The 17542-nt window shown below is 67.8% G+C and carries 14 protein-coding genes; 4 read left to right on the top strand and 10 right to left on the bottom strand.

Translation table 11 applies throughout. From position 1 onward, the window contains the following. Positions 1-191: 191 nt before the first annotated feature. The 8 genes from trxA to B9C43_RS15885 form a co-directional block, all read right to left on the bottom strand. Positions 192-521: a thioredoxin gene (gene trxA, locus B9C43_RS15920; RefSeq protein WP_033380142.1), complete on the bottom strand. Its 330-nt coding sequence runs from the start codon at positions 519-521 to the stop codon at positions 192-194. Between the two features lie 14 nt (positions 522-535). Beyond that, the gene (trxB, locus tag B9C43_RS15915) at positions 536-1534 is read right to left on the bottom strand and encodes a thioredoxin-disulfide reductase (RefSeq protein ID WP_033380143.1); all 999 of its coding nucleotides are present in this window, start codon (positions 1532-1534) and stop codon (positions 536-538) included. Between the two features lie 107 nt (positions 1535-1641). Further along, on the bottom strand, positions 1642-2394 hold the full coding sequence (locus B9C43_RS15910) for an anti-sigma factor (protein WP_033380144.1): 753 nt from the start codon (positions 2392-2394) through the stop codon (positions 1642-1644). Continuing rightward, positions 2391-3017: an RNA polymerase sigma factor SigM gene (gene sigM / locus B9C43_RS15905; protein ID WP_033380145.1), complete on the bottom strand. Its 627-nt coding sequence runs from the start codon at positions 3015-3017 to the stop codon at positions 2391-2393. Before sigM ends, B9C43_RS15910 begins: the two co-directional genes overlap by 4 nt. A gap of 35 nt (positions 3018-3052) precedes the next feature. Beyond that, the gene (locus tag B9C43_RS15900; protein WP_084427187.1) at positions 3053-4660 is read right to left on the bottom strand and encodes a protein kinase family protein; all 1608 of its coding nucleotides are present in this window, start codon (positions 4658-4660) and stop codon (positions 3053-3055) included. Positions 4661-4754: 94 nt separating this feature from the next. Further along, a complete protein-coding gene (gene murJ / locus B9C43_RS15895) occupies positions 4755-6320 on the bottom strand; it encodes a murein biosynthesis integral membrane protein MurJ (RefSeq protein WP_143446351.1) in 1566 nt (521 codons plus the stop codon). Between the two features lie 149 nt (positions 6321-6469). Continuing rightward, entirely contained in the window at positions 6470-8650 is a 2181-nt protein-coding gene (locus tag B9C43_RS15890; RefSeq protein WP_084427183.1) for a DUF6049 family protein, read from the bottom strand. Continuing rightward, complete coding sequence (locus tag B9C43_RS15885) at positions 8647-9210, bottom strand: NUDIX hydrolase (RefSeq protein ID WP_033380152.1); 564 nt, start codon at positions 9208-9210, stop codon at positions 8647-8649. The genes B9C43_RS15890 and B9C43_RS15885 overlap by 4 nt, the downstream gene beginning before the upstream one ends. Positions 9211-9265: 55 nt before the next feature. Between B9C43_RS15885 and B9C43_RS15880 the strand changes: the two genes are divergently transcribed. Continuing rightward, positions 9266-10765 carry a CCA tRNA nucleotidyltransferase gene (locus B9C43_RS15880; RefSeq protein WP_084428216.1) on the top strand — a complete coding sequence of 500 codons (1500 nt, stop codon included), beginning with the start codon at positions 9266-9268 and terminating at the stop codon, positions 10763-10765. Here the strand turns inward: B9C43_RS15880 and B9C43_RS15875 are convergent. Further along, complete coding sequence (locus tag B9C43_RS15875; protein WP_235038633.1) at positions 10676-11977, bottom strand: MFS transporter; 1302 nt, start codon at positions 11975-11977, stop codon at positions 10676-10678. The genes B9C43_RS15880 and B9C43_RS15875 overlap by 90 nt on opposite strands. 449 nt (positions 11978-12426) lie before the next feature. On the opposite strand from B9C43_RS15875, the gene B9C43_RS15870 reads away from it, so the two are divergent. Then, a complete protein-coding gene (locus B9C43_RS15870; protein WP_033380155.1) occupies positions 12427-13011 on the top strand; it encodes a YqgE/AlgH family protein in 585 nt (194 codons plus the stop codon). Here B9C43_RS15870 and B9C43_RS15865 read toward each other — a convergent pair. Continuing rightward, entirely contained in the window at positions 13008-13421 is a 414-nt protein-coding gene (locus B9C43_RS15865; RefSeq protein WP_084428214.1) for an SdpI family protein, read from the bottom strand. The genes B9C43_RS15870 and B9C43_RS15865 overlap by 4 nt on opposite strands. A 69-nt stretch (positions 13422-13490) precedes the next feature. Between B9C43_RS15865 and B9C43_RS15860 the strand changes: the two genes are divergently transcribed. Beyond that, positions 13491-14579 carry an esterase-like activity of phytase family protein gene (locus tag B9C43_RS15860; protein WP_084427181.1) on the top strand — a complete coding sequence of 363 codons (1089 nt, stop codon included), beginning with the start codon at positions 13491-13493 and terminating at the stop codon, positions 14577-14579. 137 nt (positions 14580-14716) lie between these two features. Continuing rightward, on the top strand, positions 14717-17542 hold the full coding sequence (gene leuS / locus B9C43_RS15855) for a leucine--tRNA ligase (RefSeq protein ID WP_084427179.1): 2826 nt from the start codon (positions 14717-14719) through the stop codon (positions 17540-17542).

Raw genomic sequence — 17542 nt, 5'->3', positions numbered from 1 at the left:
CCGACGTTCTCAGGTTGTGTCGCAGGCTATTGTGCCCTGCCTGCCGTGCGGTCCCGCTTAGGGTCACGTCCCGCGTCCGGTCCATCACGGCATCACCCGATCAAGTGTGATGCATGACACGACCCGGGAATCATCGCCACACAAGGTGTAGACGTTTCAGTCCCGGGTCGGGTTTGCCTGTTGTTCGATTGTCAGGCGACGTAGTCGGCCAGGTCGTTCAGCAGCGCGGCCTTGGGCTTCGCGCCGACGATCTGCTTGACCGGGCGGCCACCCTGGAAAACGATCATCGTGGGCACGGACATGATCTGGTAGTCCCGCGCCACCTCAGGGTTGGCGTCGATGTCCAGCTTGGCCACGGTGATCTTCTCGGCGTGCTCCGAGGCGATCTCCTCGAGCACCGGGGCGACCATCCGGCACGGCCCGCACCAGGTGGCCCAGAAGTCGACCAGCACCGGCTTGTCGCTCTGCAGGACGTCCTCGGTGAATGACTTGTCGGTGACGACGACAGTGTTGGCACTCACGGTTTCTCCTAGTGTCAGGTGTTGGTCGGGGCGTAACCGCCGCCGACGAGTTCGGGGGCCTGGTGGGCATGCGATTCGCCGTGCTCGGCGAGCCAGCGTTCCGCGTCGATCGCCGACGCGCATCCCGAGCCTGCCGCGGTGATGGCCTGCCGGTACGTGCGGTCGACCAGGTCGCCCGCGGCGAAGACACCGTCCAGGTTCGTGTAGGTGCTCTGGCCCTTCACCTGCACGTACCCTTCAGCGTCGACGTCGACCTGGCCGGCGACGAGCTGGCTGCGTGGGTCGTGACCGATCGCCATGAAGACACCGGTCACGGCGACGTCCTCGGTGCTACCCGTCTGAGTGTCCCTCAACCGGGCGCCGGAAACCTTGCCGTCGGTGCCGAGAACCTCGATCACCTCGGCGTTGAGCCGCCACTTGATCTTCTCGTTGGCGCGGGCGCGCTCGAGCATGATCTTCGAGGCACGGAACTCCTCGCGGCGGTGCACGATGGTCACCGAGTCGGCGAACTTGGTCAGGAACAGCGCCTCTTCCATGGCGGAGTCGCCACCGCCGACCACGATGATGTCGTGGCCACGGAAGAAAAAGCCGTCACACGTCGCACACGCCGACACACCACGGCCGAGCAGCTCCTGCTCACCCGGAACGTGCAGGTAGCGCGGTGCCGCGCCCATCGCCAGGATGACGGCCTTGGCCGCATACCGGACACCGTTCACGGTGACGTACTTGACCGGGCCCTCCAGCTCCACAGCCTCGACGTCCTCGGTCCTCAGCTCGGCGCCGAACCGCTCGGCCTGCTCGCGCATCTGCGCCATCAGATCGGGGCCCATGATGCCGTCCCGGAAGCCGGGGTAGTTCTCGACCTCCGTGGTGGTCATCAGCGCACCACCGAACTGTGAGCCTTCGAAGACCAGCGGAGACAGCTGCGCGCGCGCCGCGTACACCGCGGCCGTGTATCCCGCCGGGCCGGACCCGACGATGATCAGGTTGCGGACCTCGTCTTGCGCCGCCATCTGCCCTCCGTGAATTTCCCGCCAGTGACATCTAGGTCAACCGATCGTAGGTGCTGGTTGTTCCACACCATCCGGGTGACCGGCAGCACTGACGGGAAACGGGGCTTCTAGCGCACGCCTGGCTTGTCCACGATCTTCGACGGGTTGCCCGGGCCGCAGTCCTGACCGACCGTGACCAGCCGGAACGTGCCTGGCGGCGTCGAGGCGAGAACGAACAGCGTGCCTTGCTTGCCGTCGACTGTGACCTGCTTGACGCCGAGCGGTTCCACGTTCGGTGAGATGCCGATGGCCTGGAAGCAGCCGGCGAGCTTCTCCTTGTCGGAGAACGGGCCGTAGTCGGTGCCGCCCTTGGCGGCCTGCAACTGCTCCGGGCCGATCGACTCGGACGGGAAGTTCAGCGGTCCTTGCGCGACCGGCGGTGCGCTGGGATCGCTTGTACCGCCGGGCAATGCCGCGAACGTGATGCCGACCGCCGCCGCGGCGGCGGCGAAGATCCCGATCCCGATGCCCAGCCTTTGGTTACGCCGTTTCCGTGCCGCGTCAAGGCTGACAACCGGTGCCGCGGGTGGAGGTGTTGCCGTTTGGGTGGCTTGGGCGCGTGCCTGTGACTCCGCGGCGATCGCGGCGTCCAGTCGTGCCGCGAAGTTCGCGGGCATGGGCGGAGCCGGGACGTTCGCGAACTCACGCAGGTCCGCTTGCGTGGCTTCCAGCGCGGCCAGGATCTCCCGAGCCTCGGGGTCGGCGTTGACCTGCGGCCACAACTGCTCGGCCTGCTGAGGGTCCAGCGCACCCGCCTGGAGATCGGCGAGCAGGTCGACCGACCACGGCGGCCCGCCGCTCCCCCGTCCGATGCTCGTCATGTCCCCTCCCGCTGACGCCGTGGACGCCCCTCGCGCTTTTCGCTTGCTTCACCTGGGACGTTCGCATCAGCAATCGGGTTCCGCAGATGCCCGAGAACTTTGGCGAGCTTGGCTCGGCCCCTGGCGCAGCGGCTTTTCACGGTGCCTTCGGCGATGCCGAGCATCTTGGCCGTCTCGGCCACCGAATACCCCTCGACATCGACGAGCACGATGGGCACGCGCTGCTCCTCGGACAGCTCAGCCAGAGCGTTCTTCACCACCAGGCTGGTCTCGCGATCGGACATGGCATCACCAGGAGTGACCGGCTCACCAGGCCCGGTCTCCGGCAGTGGGACAGTCGGGCGCGCTTGTCGGCGCCGGACTCGGTCCAGGCACGCGTTCACCACGATCCGATGCAGCCATGTCGTCACCTGTGATTCGGCACGAAACGAGCCGGCGCTGCGGAAAGCCGAGATGAAGGCTTCCTGCAGGGCGTCGGCGGCCTCTTCCGGATCGCGCAGGGTACGCATCGCCACAGCCCACATCCGGTCTCTGTGGCGGCGAACGATCTCGGCGAACGCGTGTGGATCCCCGGCGGCATGGGACGCGATCAGCGCTGCGTCCGAGCTTGCTGCGGCGGTCACCCGGGCAGCTTAGTCATGTCCAGCGTGGTGGCCGTTTACTGGGCCAGTTGGAACTCGACCTCGCGGATCTGACTGACGTTCTGGTCTTCGTCCACGCCGAGCTTGGTGATCCAGACCATCACGTTCTGGGTCGGTTCGGCCGCCGACAGCGCGATCTCGGTCTTGCCGTTGGTCAACGTCGCGGTGCCGATCACCTTGGTGTCCTCGAACTTCGCGGTCGCCGACGCGGCCGACCGGATCTCCACGACCGTGCCTTCACTGGGCGAGTCGATGATCACCTGGGCCAGCTTGGCCGGCTCCTTGAACGTCGACATGATGCCGATGCCCGGCTTGGCCGTGGGGAACGGTTGCTTGTACCGGACGGTCGACCACACCGTGCCCGGCTTGCCGTCGTTGACCCGGCCGACCGTGCGGGCGTTGTCCTTGTCTCCCTTGACCGAATAGACCACGACCCTGGTCGGCTTGACCGGACCGGCGGGCTTCGGCGCGGGTGGCGGGTTGGCCTGCGGCTGGTTGCCGTTGCCGCCGCTGGCGGGCGGCGGGCTTGCCACCACGGTCTGCTGGACGGCGGCGGGCACCGGGTCGCTACCGAAGAAGCTGATCAGCTGCATGCCAACCCACGCGAGCACACCCACCGTGGCCACGGTCAACGCCGTCACACCGATGGCCAGCTTGCGGCGCCGGTCGTCATCCCTGGGCGGACGCTTGTTGGTCGTCCAGATCGTGTCCTGGTCGGCCAGCCGGTCCCCGCCGGGCAGCACCGGGTTGAGCAACTCGGTCTGCTGCTCGATCAGCTCGGCGCGCTGAGCGATCCCTTCGAGCACCGTCAGCAGTGCGGAGCTGGTCCGGATGCCGCCGAGGGACGTGTCCGCGATGCTGCGCACGGCCAGGTCGGCCAGGTCGTCCGGGACGTCCTGGCGGAGCACGGCAGGCGATACGGGTGCGCCGTTGCGTTCGCGCGGTGCGACCGGGATGGTCGGCGGACCGCCTGGCAGCGCCCAACGGCCGGTCAGCAGCAAGTAGAGGATCGCGCCGAGGCCTTTGACGTCGTCCTGCAAGGTGGCCTGCGGCAGCGGACCGGGGAAGGCGAGCCGCAGCGAGCCGTCCGGGCCGACACGGACGCGCTGCGGGTGATCGACACCGAGCACCAGGCCGGTGTGGTGCGCCTGTTCCACGGCGATGGCCAGTGGTTCGACCAGACGAGCCGCGGTCCCGGCAGGCAGCGGGTGTTCGGCGATCAGGTCGACGAGGTCCGTGCCCTGCGCGAAATCCGCGACGACGACACCGAGCACGCCTTCACTCGGGTCGATGCCGCCGCCGACACCGAGCACGTCGAGCACACGGGAGACCGTCGGGCTGGTGAATCGGGCGGCGTGGGCAGCACGCTCCAACGTCCGACGGGCGGCAACGGTCGCATCCCGGTTGGTCGGGTCACCGACCAGCACAGTGAGAGCGACATCCCGACGCAGTTGGCCGTCTCTGGCACGCCACAGGTGGGCGTTGCCGCGTAGATCGACTCCGAACGGAGCCAGCAGACGATAGCGACCATCACCGATGACCCCGCCCGGAAGCAGGTCACCACCTGTCGCGCGAACGCCTCGGACGGTCGCGTCGTTGGTGTAGTCGGTCCTCCTGGTCGTCACCGCACTCTCCCGTCTGACGCGCCATCTATCCGCGCGCAACGGATACCTCGTAGCGAGCCTACGGGAAACCCGCGAGCCATGACGGTCGCCCAGCTCAGCGGCGACGAATCAGTCGGGTGATTTTCGCGGTGGCCGGCTTGAGCTCGTCGACCTTGAGCGCGACGAGCACACCGAACGACACCACCCCGGCGACTGTCCCCTGGATGAACAGGGACAACAACGCCCTGGCCGTGGCTGCTTCCGGGAGCAGCCCGCCGAGCAGCTTGGCCACCCCGAGCCCGGCGGCGACCCCAAGCCCGCCTGCGAAGACCGAGAAGAGCGTCACCCCGACGACCCGCTTGGTCCTCAGGTGCCCCAGCCGAAGCCAGAGCCACACCTGTCCGAGCACCGCACCGACGACGAAACTCAGCGAGTTGATCATCATCACACCGAGGACCACGTGCTCCGGCGCCAGCACCGCCTCGCACATGTACAGCAGCGGCACCTTCACCGCGGTCATCACGACCATGATCAACGTCGGGGTCCGGGCGTCCTTCATCGCGTAGAACACCCGCAGCTGCAGCATGACCAACGCATACGGCAGCAAGCCGAACGCGGACACCGCGAGCGACTCACCGAGTCTCGTCGCTTGAGCGGTGTCGCTCGCGCCGTGCGAGAACAGCACGATGCCGATGGACGTCCCGGTGACAGTCAGGACGGCCGAAATGGGCACGAGGATCACGGCCGACAGGCGGCTGGCGTACGACAGATCGGTGATCAGCTTGCGGTCGTCACCATCCGCGGCAGCACGGCTCAACCGAGGCATGATCGCCGTCAGCAGTGAGACACCGATGACGCCGTACGGCAACTGCAGCAGCAGCCACGCGTAGCTGTAGATGGCCGCACCACCGGGAGCGCCCGCGGTCAGTACGCGGGTGCTGATGACGTAGCCGATCTGGCTGATCGCGACGTAACCGAGGATCCACAGCGCCAGCCCGCCGAACTCCTTGAGCCGCGAGTCGAAGCCCCAGTTCCACCGGAACTTGAAGCCGACCCGGCGAAGCGCCGGCACCAACATGAACGACTGGACCACGATGCCCAGCGTCACGCCGATCCCCAGGACCAGCAGCTTCACGTCGCCCATCCGGACCGGGTCGAGCGAGATCTCGCCAGGCACGATCGCGTAGATCCCGATGGTCACCATCACCACGAGGTTGTTGACCACCGGCGCCCACGCCGTCGGCCCGAACACGTGCTTGGCGTTCAGGATCGCGGTGAGCAGCGCGAACAGGCCGTAGAAGAAGATCTCCGGCAGCAGCAGGTACGCGAAAGCCGTCACCAGCTCGGTGTTGGCCTGGCCGGTCGAGTTGTCGACGAGCACGCTGGTCAGGAACGGTGCGGCGGCGGTCGCGATGATCGTGCCCACCGCGAGCAGCGTCATGCCGACGGTCAGCAGACGCTGCGTGTAGGCCAACCCCCCGTCCGGATCGTCCTGCGCGCGCACCAGCAGCGGCACGACCACGCTGGCCAGCACGCCACCGAGCAGCATCTCGAAGACGATGTTGGGCAGCGTGTTGGCCACCGTGAACGAGTCGTTGACCGCGCCGAGCCCCACCGCGACGGCGAGCATGAGCTTCCACAGGAAACCGGTGATCCGGCTGACCAGGGTGGCCAACGCCATCGATCCGACGGCACGCCCGAACGACCCCCGAGGCTGCTGAGGCTGTGCGGCCTTCGGTGGTGCCTGCTGTGACACCTTCTGGGCCGGGGGTCTCGGGGGTTGCTGTCGTCTGCCGCCGCCAGCGGGGGGCACGGGTGTCCTCGCTCTGGTCAAGCCGGTGTGGGCTCCTGGTTCTTCTTCTGCTTGATGCGACGGTAGACGCGCCGGGCGGCAAGCAGTACCAGCATGCCACCGGCGATGCTGGTGACCGCCACGGTGATCGTGCCGTAGGACCCCGACGAGATCTCAATTCTGGAGACGGTGCCCAGCGGGGTGCCACCCGGTGTGGTGACCCACACGTCCGCGGTGAACTTCCCCGCGCGCAGCAATTCGGCCGGGACGAGGTCGGTGAACGTGCTGCGGGCGGCGATCGGCCGCTCGGTCACCGTGCCGGGCCGCAGGCCCGCGCTCTCCGGGATGATCAGCTTGACCCGCACGGTCACCGGGAGGTTGTTGCCGATCCGGATCGGGATCGGGCTGTTGGACGAGGCCAGCGTGATGGGCGGGCCGGGCGGGCTGACGGTGACCTGCGAACGCAGCGCGTCGAGCTCGCCGACGGCGATGGCAGTGGCCTGGGTGCCGCCGGTGACGTTGCCCCGCCACGAGCTGGAGCTGGCTCGCAGCAGGCTGTTGCGGATCGGGAAGATCAGCGTCTCCGGGTTCACCGGGCGGGTGTCGTCCGGCAGCATCGCGCCGAGCAGGTCCCGCTGGATGCTGTTGGCCTTGGCGATCTGGTCGAGCACCGAGGAAGGCAGCTCGGCGGCGACGTCCTGCTCGGGGTAGTCAAGGCCGGTGGCCGAGCCGTTCGGCGTGCCGGTCAGGTCTTCGAGCGGGAGCGGGTTGGCCAGCCTGTCGGTGAACATCCGGCCGATCGACTGCAGGTAGACGGTCAGCTCGCTGGCCGGTGCGGTCCACCGGCGCGGCGGCGCGACCAGCACGGACTGCCCGGACTGAGTGGCCCGGAACAGCAGCGTCGCCAGGCCGTTCTGCACCGAGACCGGTCCGGCCTCCGCGGCGACCGGACCGGCCAGCGAGGACGAGGTCAGCTCGTCGATCGGGACCACCCGGTCGGATTGGCCGACGGCGTACGGCGCGGGGCCGTTGACGCCCTTGAGCCGCGCCGGATTGGCCAGCACGGTCGTCGGCGTGGCCCCGGCGATGTCGCTCAGCGCACGCTGGTCGATCGTGCCGTCGACCGGCCAGATCACCCCGGGCAGTGGCTTCGTCGGCTGCAGGATGTTGCCTACCGTGGCGAGACTCTGGTTCACGGCCGTCTTGGCCAGATCCGCTGCGCCCGTGCGGGACAGCGCGGACACGTCAGCATCGGCGTACGGCAGCGCGATCACGCACTGCCCGGCAGCCAAGGACCGAAGCGTGACGAGCCAACGCTGCGCGAAGGCGTTGCCCTTGCCGGGCGTGGTCGATCCGTTCGGGCCCTGCACCTGGTAGCCGTTGGCCATCGCCTGCACGGTTTCCAGCAGGTCACCGTCGACCGCGAAGCAGATCGACGACATCAGCGAGGAATTCGACCTGGTGGCGGCCTCGACCGCGTTCAGCATCCCGTAGAGCCTGCCGCCGATCTGCAGCGATGACGCCAGGTCGTCGTCGCCAAGGACCAGCTGTTGCTCACCGGAGGCCTGCCGGACCACCCGAGGGTGATCGTCAGCCAACGGCCACAACAGGGTGATCTTCGCCGGTGCCTGCGGCGTCGAGCTGCCCCGGCCCGGCAAGGACAGCACCGGCAGCAGCACGTTCAGGCCGGCCAGCCGTTCCGCGCCGCCGTACTCCGGCCTGCCGTTGACGTTGATCAGCACCGGGTAGACGCCCGGCTGGTCCAGCCTGAGCTGGTCGAGCGAGTACGTGGCGGTGAAGGTGGCGCTGGCACCCTGCTCGAGCGACTTGGTGACCAGCGTGAACGGCGGCTTGGCGATCTCCGCGTTCGGTGGCTGGGTCATCGCGGCCCGCAGCTTGCCCTCGTCGGTCAGTGCCTCGCCGCGCTGTAACCGGACCTCGACCTGGTCGATCCGCCGGTCACCGACGTTGGTGACGCGGCCCTTGATCGTGACCGTCGGGGTGTCCGACCGGATCACCCGCGGATCGAGCTGATCGATGTCCAGCTTGAGCCGGGACGGGGTGTTGGCCGGTTGCGTGCGGGCCATCCCGATCGGCGCGATCAGCGGCTCAGGACCGGGCTGGGCGGCGGCGGTCAGCGGCGCTGATCCGGCCAGCAGGACACCCGCCGCGAGGGCGGCGGAAAGCTTGTGACGGGTTGCATGACGCAGCCCACTCATTGGTTTCGACCCTTCGGCGCATCGAGGCCATCCGAGAACGACACTTCACCCTCGAGCGGTGTCGTTGTTGACTCGGAGAGTAGTTGCACCGCCTTGCGCACCAACCGGCGCTCGTCCGCATACGCCAGCCGATCGTCAAGATCATCAAGCGCGACCCACGCCACCTCGGTCACTTCGGTGTCCTCATCGGACAGCTCGCCGGACAGGGCGTGCAGCAGGTAGTGGTGCACGGTTTTGTGCACCCGCCGGTTCTCCGCCACGAACCAGTAGTCGATCGAGCCAAGGGAGCGGACGACCTCGCCGGTGATGCCGGTCTCTTCCTTGACCTCACGCACCGCGGTCTGTTCCGGCGTCTCGCCGTCCTCGATGTGTCCCTTGGGCAGTGACCAGAGCAGCCGTCCCCTGCGGTCCAGTCTGCCGATGACCACTGCCTTGGCTCTGTCCTCGTCGATCACCAGGCCGCCGGCGGAGGTCTCGTCGACCGTCGTCAGCCGTCTGCCCCGGCGCCTGCCGCGGCGCCCGGACCGGGTGCCGTTGGGACGTCCGGATGACGGGGACATGAACTCGATCGTAATCGTCTCGCCACGTCAACTAGCCTGATTCGCCGTGTCGACGATGCTTGCCAAGCAGAATGCGGTAGTGGAACTCATGCGCATCTCCCCGGTCGCGGAAGAGCTGTCCGCCTTGTTCGCCAAGGCAGGTCACAGCCTTTTCCTTGTCGGCGGGAGCGTGCGGGACGCGCTGCTGGGCGAATTGGGCAAAGACCTGGACTTCACCACCGACGCCCGCCCGGAGCAGGTCATGCGCCTGGTGTCGGGCTGGGCGGACGCGGTCTGGGACATCGGCATCGCCTTCGGCACGGTCGGGGCCACCAAGGACGGACTGACGTGTGAGATCACCACGTTCCGGGCCGACCAGTACGACGGTGTGTCGCGTAACCCCGAGGTGCGGTTCGGTGACTCGATCGAGGACGACCTCAAGCGGCGGGACTTCACCGTCAACGCGATGGCCGTGAACTTGGCCACCAAGCAGTTCGTCGACCCGTACGACGGCATGGCGGCGCTGGAGGCCAAGGTCCTGGACACCCCGGCGACGCCGGAGGAGTCGTTCGGCGACGACCCGCTGCGGATGATGCGGGCCGCTCGGTTCACCAGCCAGCTCGGGTTCACCGCCGCGCCACGCGTGGTCGATGCGATGCAACGGATGGCCGGCCAGATCGAGCGGATCACCGCGGAGCGCGTCCAGGTCGAGCTGTCCAAACTGCTGTGTGGCGTCGAGCCGCGGCGGGGCGTGGAGCTGATGGTGGACAGCGGGCTGGCCGACTACGTGCTGCCCGAGGTGCCCGCGATGCGGCTGGAGATCGACGAGCACCACCAGCACAAGGACGTCTACCAGCACTCGCTGGTGGTCCTCGAGCAGGCGATCGACCTCGAGGAGGACGGCAGCGAGCCGGACCTGGTCCTGCGGCTGGCCGCGCTGCTGCACGACATCGGCAAGCCGGACACCCGCAGGTACATCCCCGGCGGTGGCGTGAGCTTCCACCACCACGAGGTGGTCGGCGCCAAGATGGTCCGCAAGCGCTTGCGGGCGCTGCGGTACTCGAAGGAGATCATCGAGAGCGTCGCCAAGCTCGTGTTCCTGCACCTGCGGTTCCACGGCTACGGCAAGGGCGAGTGGACCGACTCGGCGGTGCGCCGGTACGTCACCGACGCCGGTGACCTGCTCGAGCGGCTGAACAAGCTGGTCCGCGCGGACTGCACGACCCGCAACCGCCGCAAGGCGCAGGCGCTGCAGCGCTCGTACGACGACCTGGAGGCACGGATCGCCCGGATCGCGGCCGACGAGGACCTCGCCAGGGTCCGGCCGGACCTGGACGGCAACGAGATCATGCGGATCCTCGGCCTCAAGCCGGGCCCGATGGTCGGCAAGGCCTGGAAGTTCCTCAAGGACCTGCGCCTCGACCGGGGCCCGCTCGACCACGACGAGGCCGTGGCCGAGCTGCGGCGCTGGGCTGCTGAGCAGGGGCTAGACGACGTGAGCAGCGTGGTCCCGGCGGCTGGCGAAGACGTAGCCGACCACGCCGAGCAGGTAGAAGACGATCGTCGCGACGATTAGGCCGTGGGAGTGGCCGTTGGCGGGGATGACCGCCGCGGCCACCGCGATCGCCGCCACCTGGGTGACGTTGAAGAACATGTCGTAGAGCGAGAACACCCGGCCACGGGACTCGTCGCCGATGTCGGCCTGGATCACCGCGTCGACGCAGAGCTTGATCACCTGGCCCGCGCCGAACATCAGGAACGCGGCGCCGAGCATGGTCGGCAGCGTCATCGGCAGGCCGAGCCCGGCCATCGCGGCGGCGACGAGCAGCAACGCGCCGATGACCGTCGGGTGCCTGCCGAACCGGTCGACCAGCTTCGGCGTGACCAGCCCGGCGATGAAGATGCCGACCCCGGCGAACGCGGCGATCTCACCGAGTCCGGTCAGCCCGGCCTTGAGCCAGCCGAAGTCGGTGAAGTAGTAGCGCATCAGCAGTACAGCCATGAGCAGCGCGATGCTCTGGGAGATCCGGTGCGCGAACAACGCGACGAACCCAGCGACCACGCGAGGCGCCTGCCAGGCCGCTCTGGCGCCGTCGAAAAGGCCGCGCGCGACGGCCATGAACGTTCCGGCGGGTTCGTCCACTTGGTCCGGTCCGAGCTTGCCGCGCTCGAACTTCACCGCGAACAGGACCGCGAGCACGGTGCCGACGATCGCGAACGACGTGGTGATGCCGGAGCCGTAGTCGTCCTCACCGAAGACCTTGCGCAAGGCGATCGCGCACCCACCGCCGAACACGGCCACGATCGAGCCGAGGGTTACGGCGATCGAGTTGGCTTGCACCAGATTTCGTTCGGGCACCACGTGCGGGAGAGCTGCGGAAAGACCTGAGCCCATGAACCGGGTGACCCCAAGAACCATCAGGGACATCAGGAACAACAGCCCACTCGGCGCCCCAGCGAGCAACCCGATCGTCGCGGCCAGGATCAGCCCCGCACGCAGCAGACTGGCCACCACGAGCACCCGCCTGCGATCCCACCGGTCCAGCAACGCACCCGCGAAGGGACCCACGATCGAGTACGGCAGCAGCAGCGCCGTGAAACCGGTCGCGATGGTCAGCGGATCCGCACCACGCTCCGGGTTGAAGATCACCGCCCCGGCCAGCCCGGTCTGGAACAGGCCGTCCGCCCACTGCGATGAGAAGCGCAGGTAGAGCAGTCGACGGAACTCACGCAGTGCCAGCAACTGCCGCGTAGGCACTTTCCTCTTGTCGTCGACCACCACTGTCACGAGCGTCCAGCCTACGCAAAACAGGAAACCGACAGCCAACATCGAATACTCGGCCACATGAACCCACCGCAGCCCCAGCCAGCAGGCCGGTGGCTGGTGAAAGCGAAAAGCGCCCAGCGCTGGGTCAGAAGGAGCCCGCACCGTGGGGGTTTGGGGGGCTCGGCCCCCCAAAATGATGCCGAGCGACCCGGCGAGCTGTAGCGAAGCACAGCGAGCAGGGTCGCCCAGAGCGAGGGGGTCGACGCGCCCGGTCGCCTCTCGGCGATAGGCGCGACATGGCTCCTGCGTTACCGGTATTCCATGAAGGCTTTTGTGGTTGAGCCCGGGGGACACGTTGACGCGCCGACCTAGCTACTAACGTTACCGGGTGCCGCTGTTGTTCCGGCGGATCATCCCGCGTTTTTTACAACCCGCCCGGGTCTCATGAGGTCCCCGGGGCTGATGGGATCATGTGCGTTGTGCGACCCGACGCTGACGTAGAGCCAGGAACGCTGCTCGTGGCGGCGCCCACCCTGCTCGACGAGAACTTCCGCCGGACGGTGGTCTACGTGATAGACCACCGTCGCAGCGAGGGCACCCTCGGCGTCGTACTGAACCGTCCGAGCGACGTACCGGTGCATGACGTCTTACCCGCCTGGGGTGATCACGTCAGCGAGCCGCAGTCGCTGTTCGTCGGCGGGCCGGTCGAGCAGAAGACCGCGCTGTGCTTGGCCGCGTTGCGCACGGGTGAGGACGCGTCCAGCCTCAAGGGCGTGATCAGCGTCCGTGGCCCGGTGGCGCTTGTGGACCTGGACGCCGATCCGGACACGCTCGCGTCGAAAGTCAAGGGACTGCGGGTGTTCGCCGGTTACGCGGGCTGGGACGTCGATCAGCTCGGCGGTGAGATCGAACGCGGCGACTGGATCGTGGTTCCCGCACTGCCGAACGACGTGCTGGCTTCGCCCACACAGGACTTGTGGGGCCGGGTGCTTCGCCGTCAGGGCATGCCGATCGCGCTGCTGGCAACGCATCCCGGCGACGTCCGGACGAACTAGCCCTTCAGCTTGGCGACGCCGCAGTTGCCGCATGCACAACCGGCGCATCCGGGTGGCAGTTCCGGCTCGGGCTCCGGGACCGCCAGTGCGGCCTTGTGACCGAGCAGGCCACCGGCGGAGGCGATCACCAGCATCCCGCCGAGGCTGAGCACAACCGCGACGATGCCACCGGTCTGCATGACCAGGAGCAGGACTCCGCCGAGGACACCGATCACGCCGGCGACCACGAACGGCAGACCGGCCACTTTGTTCGCCACCCGGAAGGTGTCGGCGTCACGCATCGCCGCCGCGGTACGCACGCCCGCGACCCTGTTGAGCGGCAGCCGCTCGCGGAAACCCAGCAGGCCCGTCACGGTGACGGCAAGGCCGACCACGGTGAGTGCGATTGCGCCGACCACGGATGCAAACATCACGTCCGCGATGTTAGGTGTCAGGTGCATTCAACCCAACGGACACCCTCATCGGATGTGCTTCACGCCATGTCTGTGCGTTTCATCGCGGCGGCCACCGCCGCAGTCATCACCACGGGTCTGCTGGCAGCACCGGCGTCGGCTTCGCAGCGGGTGCGCCTGCTCGGCGAGACGGTCGTGCCGAACGCCTTGATCTTCCAAGGCACCACGGTCGGCGGGCTGTCCGGCATCGACCGTGATCCGAAAACCGGTGAGTACGTCCTGATCAGCGACGACCGGTCGAGTCTGAACCCGGCGCGGTTCTACACCGCGCGCATCGACGTGCAGGCCAAGGGGCTGGGTGTCGAGTTCACCGGCACGTACCCGTTCCTGCAGAAAGACGGGACCGCTTACCCGACGAACGCGGTCGACCCGGAGGAGATCCGGGTGGACCCGTGGACCGGGCGCTACACCTGGTCGCAGGAAGGCGGCGTGGCGCCGTTCTCCCTCGACCCGTTCATCCAGAACGCCACCCGGACCGGAAAGTTCGCGGGTGACGTGCTGTTGCCGAAGAACCTGCACGTCACCGCGACCACCGGGCCGCGGCCGAACCTCGCTCTCGAAGGACTGACCTACGCGGCCGGTGGCGCGTTGATCATCAGCTCGGTGGAGAGCGCGCTCAAGGAGGACGGGCCGATCCCGACTCCGGACACGGGCGCGTTGTCGCGGATCACCGTGCAGACGCGGACCGGTCACGTCATCGCGCAGTACGCCTACCCAGTGGAGCCGATCTTCACCCGGCCGGTGCCGCCGACCGCGTCGGCCGACAACGGGATCTCCTCGATCGTCGCCGCCGACCCGCTCGACCCGACGCGGGTGCTGGTCGTGGAGCGGTCCTTCGCGACCGGCGTCGGCAACAGGATCCGGATCTTCGAGGCGTCCACACTTGGCGCGTCCAACGTCAACGGCAAGGGCCTGGCCGGTGCCAAGCCGATGCGCAAGAAGCTGCTCGTCGACCTGGCCGACGTCGGGCTGAGCAGGGTGGACAACATCGAGGGCATCACGTGGGGCCCGTCGCTCGGACGCGGGGAGCGCTCGTTGATCTTGATCAGCGACAACAACTTCTCCGCGTCGCAGGTCACTCAGATAGTCGCTTTGGCGGTCCGCTATCCTCGGTGACATGGGCACGGCCCGCCGACTTCTTCGCTGGCCGCGCTGACCTACAGGAATCTGGTTGGCGCGGCGACCCCTCATGTCCGAACCGGGCTGGGGGGTTTCGCGTTGTTCAGGGCCGAAATTCCAGGGAAGGACTGGCGATGAGCGAAAGCGCTGAGGCTGTACCGGCGCACCGCTACACGGCCGCGCTGGCCGGCGAGATCGAGCGGAAGTGGCAGCAGTACTGGCAGGAGCACGGCTCCTACGAGGCGCCCAACCCGGTCGGCCCGCTCGCTGGCGACGTCCCTGACGACAAGATGTTCGTCCAGGACATGTTCCCGTACCCGTCCGGCGCGGGCCTGCACGTCGGGCACCCGCTGGGCTTCATCGGCACGGACGTCTTCGCCCGTTATCACCGGATGCAGGGCCGCAACGTGCTGCACACGATGGGGTTCGACGCGTTCGGCCTGCCCGCCGAGCAGTACGCGATCCGCACCGGGCAGCACCCGCGCAAGACCACTGAGGACAACATCAACACCTACCTGCGGCAGATCCGCAGGCTGGGCCTGGGCCACGACGAGCGGCGGCGGATCGCCACGATCGACCCCGGCTACTACAAGTGGACACAGTGGATCTTCCTGCAGATCTACAACTCCTGGTACGACGAGAAGGCGGGCAAGGCCCGGCCGATCGACGAGCTGATCACCGAGTTCGCGCAGGACAAGCGCCGGACTCCGGACGGCCGCAACTGGTGCGAGCTGACCGTCGCCGAGCAGCAGAAGATCATCAACTCCTACCGGCTGGTGTACCTGTCGGACGCGCCGGTGAACTGGGTGCCCGGGCTGGGCACGGTGATCTCCAACGAGGAAGTCACCGCGGACGGCCGGTCCGAGCGCGGCAACTTCCCGGTGTTCCGCCGAAACCTGCGCCAGTGGATGATGCGGATCACCGCGTACGCCGACCGGCTGATCGACGACCTGGACCGGCTGGACTGGCCGGACAAGATCAAGTCCATGCAGCGCAACTGGATCGGCCGCTCGCACGGCGCGCAGGTCAAGTTCGCGGTGGACGGCGGTGAGATCGAGGTCTTCACCACCCGGCCGGACACGCTGTTCGGTGCCACGTACATGGTTCTGGCGCCGGAGCACCCGCTGGTCGACACGATCGCCTCGGCCGCGTGGCCGTCCGATGTGGACAGCAGGTGGACCGGCGGCGCCGCGACGCCCGCGGAGGCCATTGCGGCGTACCGGCGTGCCGCGTCGATGAAGTCCGAACTGGACCGCCAGGAGAACAAGGACAAGACCGGTGTGTTCACCGGTGCGTACGCGACCAACCCGGTCAACGGCGCGAAGATCCCGGTGTTCATCGCCGACTACGTGCTGATGGGCTACGGCACCGGCGCGATCATGGCCGTGCCGGGCCAGGACGCGCGCGACTGGGACTTCGCCACGGAGTTCGGCCTGCCGATCATCCGGACCGTACAGCCGAGCGAGGGCTTCGACGGCGACGCGTACACCGGTGAGGGCCCGGCGATCAATTCGGGCTTCTTGGACGGCATGGCCATCGACGAGGCCAAGAAGACGATCATCGCCTGGCTGGAGGAGCACGGCCACGGCCGCGGCACCATCCAGTACAAGCTGCGCGACTGGCTGTTCTCCCGTCAGCGCTACTGGGGCGAGCCGTTCCCGATCGTGTACGACGAGGACGGTCTGCCGCACGCGGTGCCGGAGAGCATGCTGCCGATCGAGCTGCCTGAGGTCGACGACTACTCCCCGACCACGTTCGACCCGGAGGACGCGGACACCGAGCCGTCGCCGCCGCTGTCGCGCGCGACCGACTGGGTGCACGTCGAGCTGGACCTGGGCGACGGCAAGAAGACCTACCGCCGCGACACCAACACGATGCCCAACTGGGCCGGTTCGTGCTGGTACCAGCTGCGGTACGTCGACCCGACGAACGACGAGCGGTTCGTCGACCCGCAGAACGAGCAGTACTGGTTGGGCCCGCGGCCGGAGAAGTTCGGCGCGAACGACCCGGGCGGTGTGGACCTGTACATCGGTGGCGTCGAGCACGCGGTGCTGCATCTGCTGTACTCGCGGTTCTGGCAGAAGGTGCTGTTCGACCTGGGCCACGTCACCTCGCCCGAGCCGTACCGCAAGCTGTTCAACCAGGGCTACATCCAGGCGTACGCCTACCTGGACTCGCGTGGCCAGTACGTGCCCGCCGCCGAGGTCGTTGAGAAGGACGGCAAGTTCTTCTACCAGGACCAGGAGGTCACCCAGACCTACGGCAAGATGGGCAAGACCGAGCAGAACGTGGTCACGCCGGACGAGATGTGCGAGACCTACGGCGCGGACACGTTCCGGCTGTACGAGATGTCGATGGGCCCGATGGAGGTCTCCCGTCCGTGGGCGACCAAGGACGTCGTCGGTGCGCACCGGTTCCTGCAGCGGCTGTGGCGCAACGTCGTCGACGAGGTCTCGGGTGAACTGCGGGTCACCGAGGACGAGCCGACCGAGGCTGACCTGCGCGCACTGAACAAGGCGATCGCGGGTGTCCGTGAGGACTACCAGGAGATGCGGTTCAACACCGCGGGCGCCAAGCTGATCGAGCTGAACAACCACATCACCAAGACGTACAGCTCGGCCGCGGGCACCCCGCGTGCCCTGGTCGAACCGCTGGTGCTGATGCTGGCCCCGCTGGCGCCGCACGTGGCGGAGGAGCTGTGGGCGCGGCTGGGCAAGGACTCGCTGATCCACGGCCCGTTCCCGGTCGCGGATGAGAAATACCTGGTCCAGGACACGATCGAGTACCCGGTTCAGGTCAACGGCAAGGTCCGCTCGCGGGTGACCGTGGCCGCGGACGCGAGCCAGGACGACGTGAAGGCCGCCGCCCTGGCCGACGAGAAGATCGTCGCGCTGACCGAGGGCAACGAGCCCCGCAAGGTGATCGTGGTCCCTGGCCGTCTGGTGAACGTGGTCCTCTGA

This window comes from Kibdelosporangium aridum (genome assembly GCF_900176515.1).
In the GTDB taxonomy this organism is placed as follows: Bacteria; Actinomycetota; Actinomycetes; order Mycobacteriales; family Pseudonocardiaceae; genus Kibdelosporangium; species Kibdelosporangium aridum.
Note: the sequence above shows the minus strand (reverse complement) of the source record. Positions and strands in the feature narration are given on the sequence as shown.